This is a genomic window from Ensifer sp. Root31, assembly GCF_001424825.1.
Lineage (GTDB): Bacteria > Pseudomonadota > Alphaproteobacteria > Rhizobiales > Rhizobiaceae > Ensifer > Ensifer canadensis.
Window position 1 is genome coordinate 175,559 of record NZ_LMCO01000067.1, and the last position, 19,907, is coordinate 195,465.

The following is a 19,907-nucleotide window of genomic DNA, read 5'->3' on the forward strand; positions in this document are numbered from 1 at the left end:
GCTCACCTTTCGGCAGATATCGGAGCGTCATCACTCCGGCTATGTATTTTAGTGGTTTATTGAGTTCTGCTTTACATTCATACAATATTGAGTGTTCTTGCCTATACTTGCTGAAGACGGGATGGAGCATTCTTCGTGGATATTCCATCCTGTTGATCTGGACGGTTCCCCATGTTTCTGCCACGGCGATTTCTCTCCGTTTCCCTGCTTTCCGTTTTGGTGATGGTCTGCCTTGTCGGGATCGAGCGCAGCCTGTTCGGCGTGCGCTATTTTTCGGAGCGGATGCCTGAGATCGAACCCTACAATCTTTGGCATGCATGGGTGTCGCTCAGTCTGTCGCTTGCGGCTATTCAGGGGTTCACGCGCGATGCGTCCTGGCTCGGCGCACCCGCGCTTCGGATGGCCTCACGCCGCGAACTGTGGATCTGCATCGCAATGCCGGTCTTTGCAGCCGCGGCGGCCCTTCTTTTCAGCGTCGATGCCGCGATCTTCAGCGCCCTGGCCCGCGAGGACAACATCTTCGAGTGGCTTTCCGCCCTGTTGATCTTTGCCTCAAGCGTGTTCTTCGCGCTGGCGGCCATGGGTCAATTGCGCGCGGCGCGGGGTGAGGCCGATCGCGTCGCATGGCTGGCGGCCGGTGCCGCGGCATCCTTCAGCCTTGTTCTGTTCATCGTCGGCATGGAAGAGATATCCTGGATGCAACGCGTGTTCGGCATTTCCACGCCCGACGCGTTGCTGGGCCTCAACAAGCAGCAGGAACTGAACCTGCACAACATCTCAACCGGTTTCACCGAGCTGCTCTATTATACCGGCAGCTTCGTGCTTTTGACGTTAGCGCCCTTTGTCTGGCTCTACCTTCGCAAGGGTTTCGCGCTCGGGCGGTTCGAAGCATTCACGCCGAGCGTTTTGGTGTTGGCGGCAAGCGCACCGATGGCGGCGTTCAACAGCGACAACTGGAGCATGCTGCCGACCCAGATGATGGTGATGATGACGATAATCATCCTGCTGGTGATCGCCGATCTCGCACTGCGGGGCGGCTTATGGCGGGAATTCACAGTGCTCACCGCCGGCGCGATCCTGATCGTCGCGATCCAGGAACTGTTCGTGCTGCAGGCGCAGGAACTCGTGCGCATCTGGGATCCGACCGAATACAAGGAACTCTTCATTGCGGTTGGTCTCGCCATCTATGGCTATGAGACCTGGTGGCGGCTGCGCTCGTTGGCGCCGGCCACCGAGTTGCTGGTCGGTCGCCGATCGACGGCCGGATAAACGAAAACCCCGCCGAAGGGGCGGGGTTCCACTGCCGTGTCGCTTGGCGCAACAGCTATCCTCAATGGCTTTCGCGCAGAACCTCGCTGCCGCTTCCGCCAACGAGGAAATCCAGGTCGGCGCCCTTGTCCGCCTGCAGCACCGTATCCTGATAGAGCTTGTAGTAGCCGCGTGTCCATTTCTGCTCCGGCGGCTGCCAGGCGGCCATGCGGGCTGCAAACTCTTCCTCGCTGATCATCAGGTTGAGTTCGCCCTTCATCGCGTCGAGCCGGATGCGGTCACCGGTTCTGACGATCGCCAACGGCCCGCCGGCGTTCGATTCCGGGCTGACATGCAGCACGACGGTTCCAAACGCCGTACCCGACATGCGGGCGTCCGAAACGCGCACCATGTCGCGCACGCCCTTTTCGACCAGCCGGCGCGGGATCGGCATGTTGCCGACTTCCGCCATGCCGGGATACCCCTTGGGACCGCAGCCCTTGAGCACCAGGATGGTGTCTTCGGTCACCGGCAGATCCGGATCGTCGATCTTGGCCTTCAGGTCCTCGATCGTCTCGAAGACATAGGCCGGGCCCTCATGCGCCAGCAGATGTTCGCTGGCGGCAGACGGCTTGATGACCGCGCCGTTCGGCGCAAGGTTGCCTTTGAGCACGCGAATGCCGGCTGCCGCACGCAGCGGATTGTCGAGTGGGCGGATGACGTCGTCGTTGAAGACCTCGGCGTCTTCCCAATATCGGCTGATCGGCATGCCGAAGACCGTTGGCGCATCCGCATGCAGCAGATGCTGGATGCGGTTCATGACGGCTGGCAGGCCGCCGGCATAGGCGAGATCCTCGATCAGATACTTGCCTGAAGGCATGCAGTTGACGATGCACGGCACCTGACCGCCGACGCGGTCGAAGTCCTCGAGACAGAGATCGACGCCGGCACGGCCGGCGATCGCCAGCATATGCACGACCGCATTGGTCGATCCGCCGACGGCGGCGTTGGCAATGATCCCGTTTTCGAAATTCTTCTTGGTCAGGATCTTCGACAGGCGCAGATCCTCATGCACCATCTCGACGATGCGCTTGCCCGTCATGTGCGACAGCGCCATTCGGCGCGCATCGACGGCGGGGAGTGCGGCATTCATCGGCAGCGACAGGCCCATCGCCTCGACGATCGACGCCATGGTGGTGGCCGTGCCCATGGTCATGCAGACGCCGGGCGAACGCGACATGCCGCTCTCGGCCGCCATGAACTCCTGAACGCTCATCTCGCCGGCGCGCACCGCTTCTGAAAATTTCCAGACGTCGGTGCCGGAGCCGATGTCCTTGCCCTTCCATTTGCCGTTCAGCATCGGCCCGGAGGAAACGACGATCGTCGGCAGGTCCACCGAAGCCGCGCCCATCAGCTGGCCGGGTGTCGTCTTGTCGCAGCCGCCAAGCAGCACGACGCCGTCGATGCCATAGGCGCGGATTGCCTCCTCGACGTCCATGGCGAGCAGGTTGCGAAACAACATCGCCGTCGGCCGCATCTGCGTTTCGCCAAGCGAGGACACCGGAAACTCGACCGGAAAGCCGCCGGCCTCCCAGACGCCGCGCTTGACGCCCTCAGCCAGAATGCGCAGGTGGCTGTTGCATGGGGTCAGTTCCGACCAGGTGTTGCAGATGCCGATGATCGGGCGCCCGTCGAAGACATGGTCCGGAAATCCCTGGTTCTTCATCCAGGAGCGATGGATGAAACCATCCTTGTGGGTGCCGCCATACCAGTGCCGACTGCGCAGTTCTTTCTTCTTGTCGCTCATTCAAGCTTCCTCCTCACCATGCGATTGATCGCGTGGATGAATTGTATGACTTTTTATTGGCGCTTCGCTACTGCATGTTTCTTTAAAATCCCATTCGATTTAAGGAAAAAACATGCAGCACTTCAAAGTGCTACAGCGACCTTTGCGCGTCTAATAAGACGCGCGGTGCTGTAGGGTTTCCGATCAGAGGCGGAAGGACGGCTCGAACCGGCCGTTGACGCTGACGCCGAGTTCGAAGGTCTTGCCGGCATGCGGATCAGCTGCGCGCGCCGCTTCGTCCAGATCCTGCCAGGCCGACGTCACCAGCATGCGGTCGGCCTTCGCCCCGATGAAGGCCGTGCAGCTCGGCTGCGTCGTCGGCATCGCATAGCGCGTGAGACGCACGCCGTCGGGCCTATAGACGTCGACCGTGCCGCTGCCCCAGCGGGCATTCCAGATCAAGCCGTCGGCGTCGCAGACCGAGCCATCGATGCCGCCGGCCTCGCCGCTGCTGTCGACGAGCAGGCTGGGCTCGCCCGTTGGCAATCCCGTCTCGGCATCGATGTCGACGCGCATCAGGTGGTTGACATCGGTGTCGACGAAATAGGCAACGGTTCCGTCAGGCGAAAAGCAGATGCTGTTGGGAATGGTGATCCGGTCATAGAGCCTAGTCACCTGCGTGCCGGCGACGTGATAGATCGCGCCCGCTCCCTTTTCGGCGCTGCGCCCCATGGTGCCGATCCACAGCGAACCGGACGCATGAACGCGGCCGTCGTTCGAGCGGTTGCCGGGCTTGTCCTCCAGCGTCGTCACGAGGCTGAACGCGCCCGTCTGCGTATCTCTCAGGAACAGCCCCTGGTCGGAAACGATCAGTTGCCGGAGCGGATCGATGACGGCAAGGACGCTGCCGAGGAACGGAAGCGCATGCACGGCCTTGCGGCCGGTTTCGAGGTGCAGTTCGTGCAGTTCCTGGCCCTTGATGTTGAACCACCAGGCGGTGCCGCTGCCGGGGTCGTAGGTTGGGCCTTCCCCGAGGATCGAGGTCGCTCCGCAAAGGATGCTGCCGGCAAAAGGAATACTATCGCTCATCATCGTGCTCCGTAGACGGCGTCGTAGGCCTTGACTGTCGCGACGGCGCGCTTGCCGACGTCGGAGGCACTCATTCCGGGCTTGTAGAGGCTCGATCCGAGCCCGAAGCTTCTGATGCCGATCTTGGCATAGTCGGCGAAATTCTCCTCCGACACGCCGCCGACGGCTGCCACTTCGACATCGGTCGGCAGCACGGTGCGGATCGCGGCGATCCCGGAAGGGCCGAGCACGCTTGCCGGGAAGAATTTGAGGCCGGTTGCGCCTGCCGCAGCGGCCGCGAGCGCCTCCGTCGGGGTGAAGACGCCGGGCATGGTCACCATGCCCTTTTGCGCCGCCAGCCGGATCACTGCCGGCTCGACATTGGGGCTGACCATCAGCCGTCCGCCGACATCGGCAAGCTGTTCGACCTGCGCGGTCGTCAGCACCGTGCCGGCGCCGATCAGGCAGCCCTGCGGCGCCATCTTTACCGCGGTTTCGATCGACCGGAACGGGTCCGGCGAATTGAGCGGGATCTCGATCGCGGTGAAGCCCGCCTCGATCAGCGTGCCGACGACGCCTTCGGTTTCCTCGGGCTTGAGGCCGCGCAGGATGGCGACCAGCGGGTATTTCATCGGCGGAAAGGGGATACGGTTCATATCAGCAGTCTTTCGGTCAGAGGGGCCAGATTGCCTGTGCGGCAGTCGAAAGGCCGGCGCGCACGGCCTCGTCGGCGTCGACGATCCGGGGGCTAAGATTGAGGCTTGCAAGTGCTTCGCGATAGAGCGCACCGAGAGAGCCGGAGGCGACGAGGCAGACGCTATCGACGGTTCCGGCCGCTGCCAGGGCGCCGGCGATCTCAAGCCCGATCAGCGTACCCGACAGCGTCGCCTTGGCGTCCGTCGCCGTCGTGCCGTGCAGCAATTGCCCGGCCCGCACGCCGAACGGCAGGTTGGTGGCGAGCGCCGGGTCGGCGTAGGCCGCCGCGACGGCGGCGAGGAACGCGGGATGGTCGCGGGAAAAAACCTGCGCATCCGCGACCGAATGGCTGAGAATGGAATGCCTGGCGATCACGTCGAACAATTCGCCGGTCATGAAGGTCGAGAAACCGGTGACCTTGCCGCCGTCGAGCCGCACCCATTTGCTGTGGGTTCCGGGCATGCAGACGAGGTGCCGGCCGTCGCCAAGCCTGGCTGCAGCGCCGAGCAGCTGGGTCTCTTCGCCACGCATGACGTCGGGATGCTGCTGATCGCGCTGGGCAAGACCCGGCAGAATGCGGATGTCGCGGCCGACATCGGGCACCGCGACGGCGCTTGCCGCAATTCTCGAGAGGACGGCGGGCGTATCGAGGTAGCCGGCCTCCAGCCAGCCCTGCTTGGCGCCCGCCATGCCGCAGATGATGACGGGCAGGTGCGTCGGTGCGGCCACCGCCGCCAGATGTGCTTCCAGCACGGTTGAAAAGCCGGTCTTGGCGGCCGTGGTCATGCCTTCGCCGCTTCGCCGCTCTGCAAGCACCGCGCCGTCTTCGGCAATGATCCAGAGCCGAAAGCTCGTGGTTCCCCAGTCGACTGCGGCATAATAGGCTGCGGTCATCAAAGTGCGCCTCCGTCAATGATCATCGTTTGGGCCGTCATGCCCATGGAACTGTTGGACGCCAGGTAAAGGCATGGGCCGACGAGGTCCTCGGCGGTCAGGCTTCGCTTCAGGCATTGTTTCTCCAGCATCGCTGCAATCGCCGTTTCGTCGAGCCAGAGTTTCTTTTGGCGCTCGGTAACGATCATGCCGGGTAGGATCGCATTGACGCGGATATTGTCGGGGCCAAGCTTGCCGGCAAGCGACTTCGTCAATCCGATGATGCCCGCCTTGGCCGTCGCATAGGCGGGGATTTCCGCCATGTTGAGCAGGAAGGCGATCGACGAGAAGTTGACGATCGATCCGCCGCCGGCCCGGCGCATATGCGGCGCTATCGCCTGGCTCATGAAGAACAGGTGCCTGAGATTGACGGCCTGGCTTTCGTCCCAGCTCTCTTCGGTGACGCTTTCGAGCGGCTGCCGGTCGTCGCGTGCGGCATTGTTGACGAGCACGTGGATCGCGCCAAGTGTCGCCGCGGCCGTTTCGGCGGCTGTCCTCAATGCCTCGATATCGCGCAGGTCGGCATGAATGAAGAGCGGCCTATATCCGGCCTCGACAGAAAGCCTGTCGGCGAGCTCCCGGCTTGCCGCCTCGTCGATGTCGACGAAGGCGACGTGCGCCCCTTGACGAACGAAACCTTCGACGAGTGCCGCACCGATGCCGGCGCCACCGCCGGTGACAAGGATACAGCGATCCCTCAGGTCGTGAAATTGGGCCGCAGGCAACGGCATCGGTCGGGCACTCCCCATTCGCGCCGTCCCGGCACGCTTGCAGGTTTCTTTGTTCCAATATGTGGAACGTGATTTTATTATATGGAATTATCGGGCGACGGCGGTTATCTTGTCAAGATAGGATGGCGGACCTTGGACCTTGATGGGACCGGAATGATGCGAGCGACATGAGCGAAGACCTGGCAGTGTTTGCGGATGGTGAGGTGGCGGGTACCGGCACGCTCGGCAAGGCCATGGCCGTTCTTGAGGCCGTTGTGATGGCGGATGGGCCGCAGCGTTTCACCGACATCCTTGCCCGATCCGGCCAGCCGCGCGGAACCTTGCATCGGCTGCTCAGCCATCTCGTCGAGGAAGGGCTGCTCGTGCAGCGGCGCGATCTCTGCTACGAGCCGGGCCTGCGCCTGCTCACACTTGCCTATCGCTCCTGGTCCAGCAATCGCTTCCGCGACGTTGCTGAACCGCATCTTCGCAGCCTGCACGAGTTGACGGGTGAGACTGTGCATCTCGGCATCCTCAGGGAAACCGAGATCGTCTATGTCGACAAGGTCGAAAGCCGGCAGACGGTGCGCATGAGTTCGCAGATCGGCAAGGCCTCTCCCGTCTATTGCACCGGCATCGGCAAGGCGGCGCTGTCGCTGTTGCCGCAACCGGAACTGGAGCGGCTTGTTGCAAAAATGGCGTTCCACGCGTTCACCCCGCATACGCATCGCTCGGCCGAAACGTTGCTGGCGGAGATTGCGGACATTCGCCGCGACGGACACGCTTTCGATCGGGAAGAACATGAGATAGAGATCCGTTGCGTGGCTGCGCCGATCCGTGTTTCGGGTAGCGATCTGACGGCTGGAATCTCGGTTACGGGACCGGCCTATCGGGTGAGCATGGAGCAACTGGCCGCCTGGTCGGGGGCGGTACGGACGGCGGCGGCGGCGATCGGGGAGGAGGCCGCGATTCGCCTCGGTCCGGGCCGCGGTGGACCTTGAGTTCACTTTACGGTAAATTAGAAACTTCGACTGGACGTAGTGTTCCAAGCTCGATAACGTTAATATATCAGACTCGCTTCGCGGTTCCCGCGGACAGAGTTGATTATGACATTGATAGAAATTTTGACGTGATCTTCATGCGGCGTCAGCGGCCGTGCTCCTCCCCGGAGCTGGATGTGGAGAAGGGCGGAAGATGATCGATTTCAGCGCGAATATGGCGTCATTGATGCTTCCTGACGGACGGTCCGTGAGGGGGCCGATTTGTTGCGAGGACGATATCAGACGGGTGATCGGCCAGGTTGCGGAGGCCTACGGCTTCCGTGGTTTCCTTGTGCTCGCCGTTCCGGATACCGGCTGTAACAGCCTTGAGGACAACGCCATCATGACGACCTATCCGGTCGAGTTCCTGAAAGGCTACGACAGCGCTGGCCTGATCAATGGCAGCCCTGTGATCCAGCGTCTGCGCCGCAGCACCATACCGTTTACCTATGATGCCCATCAACTGGCGCGCCGCCGCGCCGATGGCAAGGGCGACGCGGCCATCTGCGTCTTTGAGCAGGCGGGCATGCCGCGCGGCATCTATCTGCCGGTGCACGACGCTGGCGGCCACCGGGCTGCGATTGCCTTTGGCGGCGACCGCCCTGTGGTGTCGAACGACGAGATGCAGGAACTCAATCTGTGGGCCGGTATTCTGTTCAGCAAGCTGGCCGAGGTGCGTGAGCGCGGGCGACGCGGCTCGGGAAGCCTGTCGCGCCGCGAGGTCGAATGCCTGCGCTGGGCCGCCGCCGGCAAGACCACGAGCGAGATGGCGCGCATCCTGGCGCTATCGGAGTATACGGTGAACCACTATCTCAACCGGGCGACGCGAAAGCTGGATTCGGTCAATCGCGTGCAAACGGTCGTCAAGGCCATGCGTGCCGGTTTGATCAACTGAGAATTGGCACATCCTGCACATCAAAGCTGGATGCTGCGGCATGGCGCAGGTCGCTTGTAGGGAAATACACAGGCTTTTGGGCGCGTAGGGCAGGGAATCTCGATCATCTGTTGGCATTGGCCTGCAGGTCGGTCTATTTGATAGTTGATGAATGCCATGGAACGCGCGAATGCAGGATACGATGACCACCGGGACGACTGACGCAGATCTGCCCCGGGGCGGTGATTTCGCGTCCGAGATCGCAAAACTGGAGACCCAGTTCGACATCATCCGCTATATGCGGCGGATCACGCAGATGTTCGGCTTCAAAACCTTTCTCATCTGTTCGATCCCTTCCATTGATGTCGAGCGCCTGGCGGCAACCACGGTCATTTCCAATATGCCGGCAGAGCTGCTCAACAAATATGACAGCCTGTCGATGCTGCGCTTCAGCACCGGCGTCAAGCGGCTGCGGGAAACGACGACGCCGTTCCAGGTGACGCTCGATGCCTGGGAAGGCGAGGGCGGCAAGCCCGATTCAGCCCGGGAATACATTGCGATGCTGCGCGAGAACGCCATCTTCCAGGCCAGCTACTTCCCGGTGCATGACGCCGAAGGCGGCCGTGGCGCCGTCATCCTGATGGGGCCGGAAGCCGAACTGCCGATGACGGTGATCATGGAACTGCAGATGATCGCGATCCATGTCTACAACCGGTTGGCCGAGATCGGTTCCGTGTGGAAGAACAGCAGTGCGTCGCTGTCCGAGCGCGAGATCCAGTGCCTGAGCTGGACGGCGGCGGGAAAGACCAGCGCCGAGATTGCCGGCATTCTCGGCCTCTCCGAGCACACGGTGAACCACTACCTCAACCACGTCACCAAGAAGCTCGACGCGGTGAACCGGACGCAGGCCGTCGTCAAGGCGATGAAGAAGGGCTACATCAGCTAGCCGTCGTTCGGCGCGACGGGCCCGAAGCCTTTCGCCCCGTCTTCCGCGTGGGTCACAGCTGAAAGATGCACCGATCCTGTGCGGATTTGAGACCATTGCCCATAAACTGGGCAGATGCTCTCGGGGTCTCGGGCAACCAACGCCGCATCTAATCCACTGAAAATATTCGCTTTTTTGTTCTTCCTCGAATCTGGCACGCATCCTGCATTGCTAGATGCATGTCCAGAGGGGACTAAAAACAAGACAGCGCCCAAGAAGGTCGCGACAAAAAGGGCCGCCACCCAACCCCGTGTGATCCCTGGATCACGCTTGTGATTCCGGATGTACGGACACCAGGGTGAGTGGCGGCCCTGCTTTTTCCGTTATGTCGCATTGGCGAAGCGCCCTGCCTCGATTATCTAAGGGATAACAAACGTTATCCAAGAGATAGCAGAGAATGAGAGGGCGCGATGCCGGAAGTCACCAGAGACGTGGTTCTTGATAAGCTGCGAACGGTCCGCGGACCGGACATGGAAGGCAACATCGTCGAGCTTGGGCTCGTGTCGGATGTCTTCATTTCGGATGGCAAGGCCTATTTCTCGATCACCGTTCCGGCCGATCGGGCCAAGGAACTGGAGCCGATGCGCGCAGCCGCAGAGCGCGTGGTGCGGGAAATCCCGGGAATCAGCGCGGCGATGGTCGCTCTGACGGCCGACCGCAAGGCAGCACCAGCGGCAGCCCCGGTACAGCGTCCGCAACCGGCCGGCGCCCATGCCGGTCATGCCCATGGCCAGCGTCCGGCCGGCGGCGCGCCCGCCAAGGCAGGCATTCCCGGCGTTGGCGCAATCATCGCCGTCGCCTCCGGCAAGGGCGGCGTCGGCAAATCCACCACATCGGTCAATCTGGCGCTGGCGCTGAAGGCCAACGGCCTGAAAGTCGGCCTGCTCGACGCCGACATCTATGGCCCGTCGATGCCGCGCCTCCTGAAGATTTCCGGCCGGCCGCAGCAGATCGAGGGCCGGATGATCCGCCCGATGGAAAACTACGGCCTCAAGGTCATGTCCATGGGCTTCCTCGTTGACGAGGAAGTGGCGATGATCTGGCGCGGCCCGATGATCCAGTCGGCGCTGTTGCAGATGCTGCGCGAAGTCGCCTGGGGTGATCTCGATGTGCTGGTTGTCGATATGCCGCCAGGCACCGGCGACGCGCAATTGACCATGGCACAGCAAGTTCCACTCGCCGGCGCGGTGATCGTCTCGACGCCGCAGGACCTGGCGCTCATCGATGCCCGAAAAGGGCTGGCGATGTTCCGCAAGGTTGAAGTGCCGGTGCTCGGCATCATCGAGAACATGAGCTATTTCGTCGCGCCGGACACCGGCAAGCGCTACGACATTTTCGGCCATGGCGGCGCGCGCAAGGAGGCCGAGCGCATCGGCGTACCCTTCCTCGGCGAAGTGCCGTTGACCATGGGCATCCGCGAAACATCCGATGCGGGCACGCCTCTGGTCGTTTCCGATGCAGACGGCGAGATCGCCCGCATCTATCGCGACATCGCGACCAAGGTCTGGGCTGAGGTTTTGGCTGCCCGCGACGACAAGAGCCGTGCAATGCCGAGCATCGTCTTCGAATAGGCCTTCATCCAGCTTCGTCGGACGCCATCGTTGCGGTGGCAGCCCGACTTGGCGGTCGCCTGCTGCAGCCCCCTGGAATAGCGGCACAATTTTGTCCGCGCCCCGATTTCGATTCGGCGAAACATGCAGTAGGGTGACGCCGGAACAGTAGACGGCGCCTGTGTCATGTATCGAGGGGGCATTGATTTTGCGTCTGTATTGCGCCATATGCCGTGCCGCACTTGCGAAGGTGCCCAACTTAGCGCCCTCTCGCTGGAGATCTTGTCCTCCCGCGACGACCGAGTTGAGGATTTTGTCCTGACTGGCGGAACGCTTCATCCGATGGAATTCGATTGTGGGAATACTGTGGCGCCGATGCGGTTGCTCACTTTCGCTCGGGTTCGCACCTCTGCCCAGGGCCGCAGCTGCGGGAAGGGCGCCTGAATGATCACGGGCTATTGCTCCAACGGTGAGACTGTCACCCTGTCGGTGGCGGATGAGCTCGTTGCCCTGCGGCCAGATATCGTTTGGGTCGACCTCGTCGAGCCGAGCAAGGCCGAGGATCTGATGATGGAGAAGCTTCTGGGCATCTCGATCCCGACACGCGACGACCTGAAGGACATCGAGCCGTCGAGCCGGCTCTATACCGAGGCCGATGCCGTGTTCATGACGGCGTCGCTGGTCTATCGTTCGGAAACCGATATTCCCGATCTCACCGACGTTGCCTTCATCCTGCATGGCGGGCGTCTTGTGACCATTCGCTACGCCGAACCGCGTGCCTTCGCCCTCTTCAAGGCGGCAATGCATCGGATTCCGGGCGGCTGTCCGAACGGTGTGGTGATGCTGACCCGGTTGCTCGAAACGATTGCCGACCGCACTGCCGAAATTCTCGAGCAGGCCGTGGGCAAGATCGACGATCTGTCGCTGCAGGTCTTTGGCGACAAGGCAGTCGTCAAACGTCGTCCGCCGCATTTTCTGGAAGCGCGCCTGCGCGATGTCGCCGGCCATCACCGGCTGGTCGCCAAGACCCGCGATAGCCTCGCGTCGCTCTCGCGCCTGTTGACCTTCGTCTACACCGTTCCCGAGGTCCAGGCGGACAAGGACAGCCGCGAACTTTGCCGCTCGATCTCGCGCGACATCCAGACATTGTCGGAACATGCGTCGTTCATCTCCGGCAACATCACCTTCCTGCTCGACGCCTCTCTCGGCCTCATCAATGTCGAGCAGAATGCCATCATCAAGATTTTCTCGATCGCTTCGGTGGTATTGTTGCCGCCGACGCTGGTCGCTTCCGTCTACGGCATGAACTTTCGCGTCATGCCGGAACTCGAATGGCCGCTCGGCTATCCCTGGGCGCTGGCTGCCATGGTCATATCCGCCGTGATACCGTTTTTCTTCTTTCGCTGGAAAGGCTGGCTGTAACAGCCTGTAGGACACGCATGACCCAATCGCATGCCCCTTCCACACAAGGGTCGAAAGACCTGCGCCGGCTGCTCGTCCTCGGCCTCGGCTCCATCGGCGTCGTCTATGGCGATATCGGCACCAGCCCGCTCTACGCGTTTCGCGAAGCGCTGCGCCCGGTGTCCCACGACGGCGTCACCGATGTCGAAATCATCGGCCTGATCTCGCTGATGATCTGGACGCTGACGATCATCGTCACGATCAAATATGTGCTGTTTCTGCTGCGCGCCGACAACCAGGGGGAGGGCGGCACGCTCTCGCTGCTGGCGCTGCTGATGAAAACGGGGAATGGCCACACGGCCATCCTGTTCTTCATGGGCATTGCCGGTGCCGCGCTGTTCATCGGCGATGCGATGATCACGCCGGCTCTGTCAGTGCTTTCGGCCGTCGAGGGCTTGAAACTCGTGACCCCGGCGCTGTCGGACTATGTCGTTCCCATTGCCGTGGTCATCCTGCTCTTGATGTTTGCCGTGCAGTCCAAGGGCACGGCCGCGGTCTCCAACTTCTTCGGCCCGATCACGCTCGTCTGGTTCCTGGTCATGGGTGGCATCGGCCTTGTCCACATTTCCGACGACCTGTCGATCTTCAAGGCTTTCAATCCTTATTATGCCGTCAGCTTCATGTTCAATGAGGGCTATGTCGGCATCATCGTGCTCGGCGCCGTGTTCCTGACGGTGACCGGCGCAGAGGCGCTCTATGCGGACCTTGGCCATTTCGGCCGCCGGCCCATCCAGTGGGCATGGTTCCTGGTCGTCTTTCCGGCGCTGACGCTCAACTATCTCGGCCAGGGCGCGTTCATCCTGAAGAACCCCGAGGCGATGTCGGACCCGTTCTTCCTGATGTTCCCGAAATGGGCGCTGCTGCCGGTGGTCATCCTGGCGACGTTCGCGACGATCATTGCCAGCCAGGCGGTGATAACGGGCGCATTCTCATTGACGCGGCAGGCGATCCACCTCGGCTTCCTGCCGCGCATGGCGATCTTCCACACGTCGGAGACACACACGGGGCAGATCTATCTGCCCAACGTCAACACGCTGCTGATGTTCGGCGTCATGGCGCTGGTCTTCGTCTTCGGCTCGTCGGAATCGCTCGCCACCGCCTATGGCATCTCGGTCACCGGCGCGATGGTGGTCACGACAGTTCTCTCCTTCGAGTTCCTGCGTGCGCGCTGGAACTGGTCGGCGCTCTGGGCCGGCGCCGTGCTGCTGCCGCTGTTCGCGCTGGAATTCGTCTTCCTCGGCGCCAACATGCTGAAGATCCATGACGGCGGCTACGTGCCGGTGCTGATCGCCGCGACCTTCATCGTGATCATGTGGACCTGGAAACGCGGCACGGAAATTCTCCATGCCAAGACCCGCCATATCGACATTCCGCTGGCAAGCTTCGTCAAGTCGATCGAGCGCAAGAGCGAACATGCGCCGGTTTCGGTGCCCGGCACAGCGGTGTTCCTGACGAGCGACCCGGAATCGACGCCCGCGGCCCTGCTGCACAACATCAAGCACAATCACGTGCTGCATCAGCAGAATTTCATCCTGACGATCCGCACCGCCAATACGCCGAAAGTGCCAAAGGCCGAACGCGTCAGCGTGCAGCCGCTTTCCGAACGCTTCACCCTGCTCGAAATGCGCTTCGGTTTCATGGAGACGCAAAACGTCTCGCAGGCGCTGGGGCTCTTCCGCAAGTCGGGGCTGAAGTTCGACATCATGTCGACGTCGTTCTATCTCGGACGGCGCAAGCTGGTACCGGACGCCCAGTCCGGCATGCCGCATTGGCAGGACCGCCTGTTCATCGCGCTCGCCAATGCCGCGATCGACCCTTCCGACTACTTCCGCCTGCCGACCAACCGCGTCGTCGAACTCGGCTCGCACGTCATCATCTGACGATACCGGCTGCAAAGACGGCCGGCGGGCCGCAAGGCCCGCTCTTCCGGCCTTTCAGTGAAGACGCATTAACCAAACATCAAGGTTAATGCTTCATTTTCAAGGCTCGAACGAAGCATCGTCGGCACAGCGTCCGGCGGCTTCATTGTCCTAGCGTCCTGCGCGGAACCTGTCCGCTGGCTCATCGCCGGCGAGGGCAGAGCCGTGCCTTCGATCAGCGTTGCGTGGAGTCGGTTGGTGCGTAAGAGTAGCAAACTGCGTCGCGAATCTCGTGTTAACTTCTCCGCCTGGCTGGCTCCGGCACTCATTGGCCTTGCGGTGTATATCGGTTTCCCCACGGTCGCGGCCTATTCCGACCTTGCGACCTTCCTGTCCGGTATCAATCGTGGCGGTGAGCGCTGGCGGATGTACATGACGCCGTCGCCAGCGGGATCGATCCACGAAGTCGAGATGGTCTTTGCCGATCCGATCACGACGGGCGCGCTCGATGGCGGCGCCGGTATCGATCTTCCCGATGGCAGCCGCGTCGCTCTGACCGCAGAAAGCAAGCACGCCGGCACGCCGGATGAAGACCGCGTCAACCGCAAGGGCAAGAAGGGCCGTATCGTCGCCGTCACCCCTGTCACCCCACCCAAGGATTTTACCGCCGGTTCGATCCTGCAGCGCACGAGTTCGCTGATGGAGCCCGGCTTCGAGGGCGCCGAAAAAATGGTCTTCGCCAATCCGAAGATCAAAGGCAAGGAGATCGAGATCGCCACGGCCTTCTACAAGAAGAAGCCGCCGAAGACGGATCCCGGCGTCTCGCCGATGCTGGCCAAGCTTGTCACCAACGACAAGCCCGACATTCTTGCGACTGCCTATGTCCGGCCCGAGCCGGACTATGCGCGTGAATCGCCCTTCGATTCGATCCTGCGCGAGGACAAGAATGCCGGACGTTTCATTCCCGATATCTCTCCCGAGGACCACGCCTGGGCCGCGACCCCGCTACCGGCGGGCGTCTTCAGCAAGGAAGAGCAGACATGCCTCGCCGAAGGCATCTACTTCGAAGCGCGCAGCGAACCGCTGAAAGGCCAGGCGGCCGTCGCACAGGTGATTCTCAACCGGGTGCGCAATCCGACCTATCCGAAGACGATCTGCGGCGTCGTCTATCAGAACAAGGCATGGCGCAATCGCTGCCAGTTCTCATTCGCCTGCGACATGATCCGCGATTTGATCTATTCCCGCTCGCACTGGAAGGAAGCAAAGGAAGTTGCCATGGCGGTCACCGCCGGCAAGATCTGGCTGCCCGAAGTCGGCTCAGCAACACATTATCACGCAACCTATGTAAACCCGGCCTGGGCAAAGACGATGAAGCGTGTCGGCAAGATCGGCCTGCACGTCTTCTACCGGACCTACGGCGGCGGCTGGAGCTGACCAGTTCAGCTGCCGACCCCTTGCGCACAAGCACCGATCGCGGGCCGGAGATTCTGGCTCGCGATCTGCCGATTCCCGGCCTTGTCTGTCAGTATGATGGCGTCGAATGCTATCAAGTGGATGAAATCATTGAAAAATATTGTCCACGCCGAAGCGCTTTGCACGCCTTGACTATGCGGAAGCCTAAAACTATGTTGCGCGCGACTTCAAATGGGGCTGAAACGTGGCTTGAACAGCAGCCTTTTGTGTGGCCGAAATCATGGTCGTGACCGTGTGGGACAACAAGGGGAGAGCCACGTGACGGAGAAACCCGAAGAAAGTCTGGAAGCAAGGCTGAAGCAGCTCGGCGAAAAGATTGAGTCCAAGCGACCCAGTGAGCCGGATGGTGCTGAAGCCCGAGCCGCTGAAAGCCGCAAAGGCTATGCGGCGGCAATGAAGCTCTCCAGCGAGTTCATCGCTGGCATCGTGGTTGGGGCGTTTCTGGGCTATCTTTTGGACCACTTTGCGGGTACAGGGCCGTGGGGCATGATCATTTTCCTGCTCCTTGGCTTTTGCGCCGGTGTGTTGAATGTACTGCGTTCGGCGGGGATGGTGGCGACACTCGACTCGGTCAAGCGCAGTTCTGGGAATGACAAGACGGACGGAGATGACGCCTGAGGCGTCGCCCGGAAAACACGGTATCCGCTCTAAAGGCGGGCAGAACGAAAGAGAAGCGCGGTGTCAAACGATCCGACCCACCAGTTCCTGGTCAACAAGATTGTCCCGATCGAAATTGGCGGAATTGACTTTTCCTTCACCAATGCGTCGCTGTTCATGGTTGCGACCGTGGGTGCCGCTGCCGGTTTCCTTTATCTGACCACATCGCAGCGCGGGCTGATCCCGACGCGCATGCAGTCGGTTTCGGAAATGTCCTATGAATTCATCGCTTCGATGCTGCGCGAAGGCGCTGGCAGCGGCGGCATGAAGTTCTTCCCGATGGTTTTCTCGCTGTTCATGTTCATCCTGACGGCGAACCTGCTCGGCATGTTCCCTTACTTCTTCACCATCACCAGCCAGATCATCGTCACCTTCGCCTTGGCGCTGTTCGTCATCGGCACGGTGCTGTTTTATGGTTTCTACAAGCATGGCTTCGGCTTCCTGAAGCTCTTCGTGCCTCACGGCGTGCCGGGCATCCTGTTGCCGCTGGTCGTGTCGATCGAAATCATCTCGTTCCTTTCCCGTCCCATCAGCCTTTCGGTCCGTCTCTTCGCCAACATGTTGGCCGGCCACATCACGCTGAAGGTTTTCGCTGGCTTCGTCACCTCCCTGAGCGCCCTTGGCGCGCTCGGCATCGGTGGTGCGATCCTGCCGCTCATCATGACCGTCGCTATCACCGGTCTTGAATTCCTCGTCTGCTTCCTCCAGGCCTATGTCTTCGCGGTACTGACCTGCATGTACCTCAACGACGCTGTCCATCCCGGAAGCCACTAAGGAATACAGTCGCTTGCTTCCGGCCGGTCCTCCGTCGGAAGCGCAATCCTAAGCCGCAACACCATTCGAAGGAGTTCAATCATGGAAGCGGAAGCAGCAAAGTACATCGGCGCAGGTCTGGCTTGCCTCGGTATGGCCGGCACGGCTCTCGGCCTCGGCAACATCTTCGGCAGCTACCTCTCTGGCGCGCTGCGCAACCCGTCGGCTGCTGACGGCCAGTTCGGCCGCCTCGTATTCGGCTTCGCCGTTACGGAAGCTCTGGGCATCTTCTCGCTGCTCGTAGCCCTGCTCCTCCTCTTCGCCGTCTAATAACGGCTGGAGTTTCGGCCGCGACCTGTCAAAGGGTCGCGGCCGCGCATATTCTTGAGTGCACCTGGAGGTGAGCATGTTTGTGACCGCGGCCTATGCCCAGCAGTCAACCACCACTGAAGGCGCCGAAGCACACGATGCCGCTGCGGCCGGTGAGGTGCACACCGAAACGGGTGTGGCCCACGAAGGCGAGGCTGGCTCCGGCGTGTTCCCGCCCTTTGATTCGACCCATTTCGCATCGCAGCTGCTCTGGCTCGCGATCACGTTTGGCCTCTTCTATCTCTTGATGTCGAAGGTCATCATTCCGCGCATCGGCGGAATTCTTGAAACCCGTCACGACCGCATCGCTCAGGATCTCGACGAAGCGTCGCGCCTGAAGGGCGAAGCTGACGCTGCCATCGCATCCTATGAGCAGGATTTGGCAACTGCCAAGGCCAAGGGTCATCAGATTGCAGACGGCGCGCGCGAAGCTGCCAAGTCCAAGGCTGTCGCCGACCGCAACGCTGTCGAAGCCGATCTTTCCAAGAAGATCGCCGCTGCGGAAGACCGCATCGCCGACATCAAGGCCAAGGCACTCGCAGACGTCGGCGCTATCGCCGAGGAAACTGCAACGGCCGTCGTCAAGCAGCTCATTGGTGGCACCGTCACCAAGGCTGAGATCGTCGCTGCCGTCAAGGCATCGGCCGTTAACTGAGGAGCACTGAACCATGCATCTTGATGCGACCTTCTATGCCCTCGTCGGCTTGATCCTGTTCTTCGTCCTGATTGCCTACCTCAAGGTTCCGGGCATGATCGGCAAGGCGCTCGACGGACGCGCCGACAAGATCGGCAACGAACTGGCGGAAGCCAAGCGCCTGCGCGAAGAAGCCCAGGCCCTCGTTGCCGAATACCAGCGCAAGCGCAAGGATGCCGAAGCGGAAGCTGCCGGTATCGTTGCCGCTGCCCAGCGCGAAGCAGAAATGCTGACCGCCGAAGCCAAGCAGAAGACGGAAGAATTCGTCACCCGCCGGACCGCGCTGTCGGAACAGAAGATCAAGCAGGCCGAAAGCGACGCGATCAACGCCGTTCGTTCGGCTGCCGTCGATCTGGCCATCAGCGCTGCCGAAAAGATTGTTGCTGCCAAGGCTGACGCCGGCGCCCAGAGCGAGCTGTTCAAGAAGGCACTTGGCGAAGTCAAGTCGCGCCTGAACTAAGCCTCGGCTGCAAGATACGATTTAAAGGCCCCGCCACGTGCGGGGCTTTTTGTTTTTGGGATAGCCTTGGGTGATGCGTGCGAGCGCCAGTTCGGGATGTCTTCCGTGACGTCCGGAACCTGTTTGGGCTCGATAAGGGGGGAAACCCCGCGGAACGCCGGCCGATGGTCAGGGGCGGGCGGCGGATTACCGCAGATGCGGTGACCGGAGCGGCTCGGCAGGGGGCGGAGACATGGCTACAGCAAAGCCTGCCGCGTCACCGCTCGTCTGTCTCCGTCTATGACGCGCTGCGCCGTCAAGCGCACCTTCCGGGGGGGCCGCCATCGGCATCGGTTTGTGTCGATCCAGACGGCGAGGTTTCAACGATGCCGAACGTCAATCCTTGCGCAGCGGACGGAAGCTCATGCGATGCAGCGGGCAGGGGCCCTTGGCATCGATTGCCTTGCGATGCACCACTGTCGCGTAGCCGGCATGAGCCGCAAAGCCGTAGCCGGGGTGAGCGACATCGGCCCGTTCCATCATCCGGTCGCGCGTCACCTTGGCGACGATCGATGCCGCGGCGATCGAGAGCGAGCGGGCGTCGCCCTTGACCACCGCCTTGGCGTGACAGCCAAGACCGGGCGGAACATCGCGGCCATCGACCAGCACGAAACGCGCGGTCAGGGACAGGCCGTCGACGGCCCGTCGCATCGCCTCGAGGCTTGCCTTGCGGATATCGATGGTATCGATCGTGGTGGCCGAGGAAGAGGCGATGGAAACGGTGGCGGTTGCCAGGATCTCATCGAACAGCCGTTCGCGCTCAGCGGCGCTCAATTTTTTGCTGTCGTTCAGGCCTTCGGGGATGGCATCCGGGTCGAGGATGACCGCGGCGGCAACGACGGGTCCGGCAAGCGGCCCTCGGCCGGCCTCGTCGGCGCCAGCGACCGGCCAGGCGCCGTCCCTTCTGGCAGCCAGTTCAAAGCTGAAATCGGGCGCAAGGATAATATCCGGGAAAAGGGGAGAATCGGTCGATCTGCGATGTGACATGCGGCGAAACTCGCATGATCGACCGATTCTCTTCAAGTCCCCCGATCTGAGTGCGGCGGCAGCCGGGGGGTATGCCAGCGTCATCCTGATGAGGCACGGAGGAGACGCCGGAATTCAATTCTGTCGCCGCGCGCCAGATATGACGCGCGAGGGACGCTGCTCGCATGAACTTGCGCCGTGACCTGCTTCCCAAATCGCAGCCGATCCAGGGAACCGGGCGTCTCAAGACCGATGCCTGCCCATTCCGGCCAACCATTGAGGTTAT

Annotated in this window: 19 protein-coding genes; 13 read left to right on the top strand and 6 right to left on the bottom strand. The window is 61.7% G+C overall.

The annotated features are described in order from the left end of the window. Positions 1-171 precede the first annotated feature (171 nt). A complete protein-coding gene (locus ASD00_RS37740) occupies positions 172-1,269 on the top strand; it encodes a hypothetical protein (protein WP_057211576.1) in 1,098 nt (365 codons plus the stop codon). Positions 1,270-1,330: 61 nt separating this feature from the next. Here ASD00_RS37740 and ASD00_RS37745 read toward each other — a convergent pair whose 3' ends face one another. From ASD00_RS37745 to ASD00_RS37765, 5 genes are all read right to left on the bottom strand, one after another. Continuing rightward, a complete protein-coding gene (locus ASD00_RS37745) occupies positions 1,331-3,055 on the bottom strand; it encodes an IlvD/Edd family dehydratase (RefSeq protein WP_025426085.1) in 1,725 nt (574 codons plus the stop codon). Between the two features lie 183 nt (positions 3,056-3,238). Continuing rightward, positions 3,239-4,123 carry an SMP-30/gluconolactonase/LRE family protein gene (locus tag ASD00_RS37750; protein ID WP_025426086.1) on the bottom strand — a complete coding sequence of 295 codons (885 nt, stop codon included), beginning with the start codon at positions 4,121-4,123 and terminating at the stop codon, positions 3,239-3,241. Next, positions 4,123-4,758 carry a 2-dehydro-3-deoxy-6-phosphogalactonate aldolase gene (locus ASD00_RS37755; protein WP_025426087.1) on the bottom strand — a complete coding sequence of 212 codons (636 nt, stop codon included), beginning with the start codon at positions 4,756-4,758 and terminating at the stop codon, positions 4,123-4,125. Before ASD00_RS37755 ends, ASD00_RS37750 begins: the two co-directional genes overlap by 1 nt. Positions 4,759-4,774: 16 nt before the next feature. Further along, positions 4,775-5,695 (bottom strand): 2-dehydro-3-deoxygalactonokinase, encoded by a 921-nt coding sequence (locus ASD00_RS37760; RefSeq protein WP_025426088.1) that lies wholly within the window; start codon positions 5,693-5,695, stop codon positions 4,775-4,777. Beyond that, the gene (locus ASD00_RS37765) at positions 5,692-6,462 is read right to left on the bottom strand and encodes an SDR family oxidoreductase (protein WP_057211578.1); all 771 of its coding nucleotides are present in this window, start codon (positions 6,460-6,462) and stop codon (positions 5,692-5,694) included. The genes ASD00_RS37760 and ASD00_RS37765 overlap by 4 nt, the downstream gene beginning before the upstream one ends. 167 nt (positions 6,463-6,629) lie before the next feature. On the opposite strand from ASD00_RS37765, the gene ASD00_RS37770 reads away from it, so the two are divergent. From ASD00_RS37770 to ASD00_RS37830, 12 genes are all read left to right on the top strand, one after another. Beyond that, complete coding sequence (locus ASD00_RS37770) at positions 6,630-7,442, top strand: IclR family transcriptional regulator (RefSeq protein ID WP_025426090.1); 813 nt, start codon at positions 6,630-6,632, stop codon at positions 7,440-7,442. Positions 7,443-7,635: 193 nt separating this feature from the next. Further along, entirely contained in the window at positions 7,636-8,376 is a 741-nt protein-coding gene (locus ASD00_RS37775; protein ID WP_025426091.1) for an autoinducer binding domain-containing protein, read from the top strand. A gap of 169 nt (positions 8,377-8,545) precedes the next feature. Next, entirely contained in the window at positions 8,546-9,301 is a 756-nt protein-coding gene (locus tag ASD00_RS37780) for a LuxR family transcriptional regulator (protein ID WP_025426092.1), read from the top strand. A 449-nt stretch (positions 9,302-9,750) separates the two neighbouring features. Beyond that, positions 9,751-10,911, top strand: coding sequence for an iron-sulfur cluster carrier protein ApbC (gene apbC, locus ASD00_RS37785; protein WP_025426093.1), 1,161 nt, complete (start codon positions 9,751-9,753; stop codon positions 10,909-10,911). Between the two features lie 423 nt (positions 10,912-11,334). Continuing rightward, entirely contained in the window at positions 11,335-12,312 is a 978-nt protein-coding gene (locus tag ASD00_RS37795; RefSeq protein ID WP_025426095.1) for a magnesium transporter CorA family protein, read from the top strand. 17 nt (positions 12,313-12,329) lie between these two features. After that, positions 12,330-14,231: a potassium transporter Kup gene (locus ASD00_RS37800; protein ID WP_025426096.1), complete on the top strand. Its 1,902-nt coding sequence runs from the start codon at positions 12,330-12,332 to the stop codon at positions 14,229-14,231. 237 nt (positions 14,232-14,468) lie between these two features. Then, positions 14,469-15,644, top strand: a complete 1,176-nt coding sequence (locus ASD00_RS37805) for a cell wall hydrolase (RefSeq protein ID WP_025426097.1) — start codon at positions 14,469-14,471, stop codon at positions 15,642-15,644. Between the two features lie 297 nt (positions 15,645-15,941). Beyond that, positions 15,942-16,301 (top strand): AtpZ/AtpI family protein, encoded by a 360-nt coding sequence (locus ASD00_RS37810; protein WP_025426098.1) that lies wholly within the window; start codon positions 15,942-15,944, stop codon positions 16,299-16,301. A gap of 60 nt (positions 16,302-16,361) precedes the next feature. Further along, entirely contained in the window at positions 16,362-17,114 is a 753-nt protein-coding gene (locus tag ASD00_RS37815) for a F0F1 ATP synthase subunit A (protein ID WP_025426099.1), read from the top strand. An 81-nt stretch (positions 17,115-17,195) separates the two neighbouring features. Continuing rightward, positions 17,196-17,423 (top strand): F0F1 ATP synthase subunit C, encoded by a 228-nt coding sequence (locus ASD00_RS37820; RefSeq protein ID WP_025426100.1) that lies wholly within the window; start codon positions 17,196-17,198, stop codon positions 17,421-17,423. A 76-nt stretch (positions 17,424-17,499) separates the two neighbouring features. After that, on the top strand, positions 17,500-18,117 hold the full coding sequence (locus ASD00_RS37825; protein ID WP_025426101.1) for a F0F1 ATP synthase subunit B: 618 nt from the start codon (positions 17,500-17,502) through the stop codon (positions 18,115-18,117). Between the two features lie 13 nt (positions 18,118-18,130). Next, positions 18,131-18,616: a F0F1 ATP synthase subunit B gene (locus tag ASD00_RS37830; RefSeq protein ID WP_025426102.1), complete on the top strand. Its 486-nt coding sequence runs from the start codon at positions 18,131-18,133 to the stop codon at positions 18,614-18,616. Positions 18,617-18,991: 375 nt separating this feature from the next. Here ASD00_RS37830 and ASD00_RS37835 read toward each other — a convergent pair whose 3' ends face one another. Then, the gene (locus tag ASD00_RS37835; RefSeq protein WP_025426103.1) at positions 18,992-19,642 is read right to left on the bottom strand and encodes a ribonuclease HII; all 651 of its coding nucleotides are present in this window, start codon (positions 19,640-19,642) and stop codon (positions 18,992-18,994) included. Positions 19,643-19,907 lie beyond the last annotated feature (265 nt).

Excerpts from the sequence above, each read along its gene's own strand:
- ASD00_RS37750 (WP_025426086.1), bottom strand. The coding sequence starts at position 4,123 with ATGAGCGATAGTATTCCTTTTGCCGGCAGCATCCTTTGCGGAGCGACC.
- ASD00_RS37765 (WP_057211578.1), bottom strand. The coding sequence starts at position 6,462 with ATGCCGTTGCCTGCGGCCCAATTTCACGACCTGAGGGATCGCTGTATC.
- ASD00_RS37800 (WP_025426096.1), top strand. The coding sequence starts at position 12,330 with ATGACCCAATCGCATGCCCCTTCCACACAAGGGTCGAAAGACCTGCGC.
- ASD00_RS37780 (WP_025426092.1), top strand. The coding sequence starts at position 8,546 with ATGCAGGATACGATGACCACCGGGACGACTGACGCAGATCTGCCCCGG.
- ASD00_RS37835 (WP_025426103.1), bottom strand. The coding sequence starts at position 19,642 with ATGTCACATCGCAGATCGACCGATTCTCCCCTTTTCCCGGATATTATC.
- ASD00_RS37830 (WP_025426102.1), top strand. The coding sequence starts at position 18,131 with ATGCATCTTGATGCGACCTTCTATGCCCTCGTCGGCTTGATCCTGTTC.
- ASD00_RS37770 (WP_025426090.1), top strand. The coding sequence starts at position 6,630 with ATGAGCGAAGACCTGGCAGTGTTTGCGGATGGTGAGGTGGCGGGTACC.
- ASD00_RS37795 (WP_025426095.1), top strand. The coding sequence starts at position 11,335 with ATGATCACGGGCTATTGCTCCAACGGTGAGACTGTCACCCTGTCGGTG.
- ASD00_RS37745 (WP_025426085.1), bottom strand. The coding sequence starts at position 3,055 with ATGAGCGACAAGAAGAAAGAACTGCGCAGTCGGCACTGGTATGGCGGC.
- apbC (WP_025426093.1), top strand. The coding sequence starts at position 9,751 with ATGCCGGAAGTCACCAGAGACGTGGTTCTTGATAAGCTGCGAACGGTC.
- ASD00_RS37740 (WP_057211576.1), top strand. The coding sequence starts at position 172 with ATGTTTCTGCCACGGCGATTTCTCTCCGTTTCCCTGCTTTCCGTTTTG.
- ASD00_RS37820 (WP_025426100.1), top strand. The coding sequence starts at position 17,196 with ATGGAAGCGGAAGCAGCAAAGTACATCGGCGCAGGTCTGGCTTGCCTC.
- ASD00_RS37825 (WP_025426101.1), top strand. The coding sequence starts at position 17,500 with ATGTTTGTGACCGCGGCCTATGCCCAGCAGTCAACCACCACTGAAGGC.
- ASD00_RS37775 (WP_025426091.1), top strand. The coding sequence starts at position 7,636 with ATGATCGATTTCAGCGCGAATATGGCGTCATTGATGCTTCCTGACGGA.
- ASD00_RS37755 (WP_025426087.1), bottom strand. The coding sequence starts at position 4,758 with ATGAACCGTATCCCCTTTCCGCCGATGAAATACCCGCTGGTCGCCATC.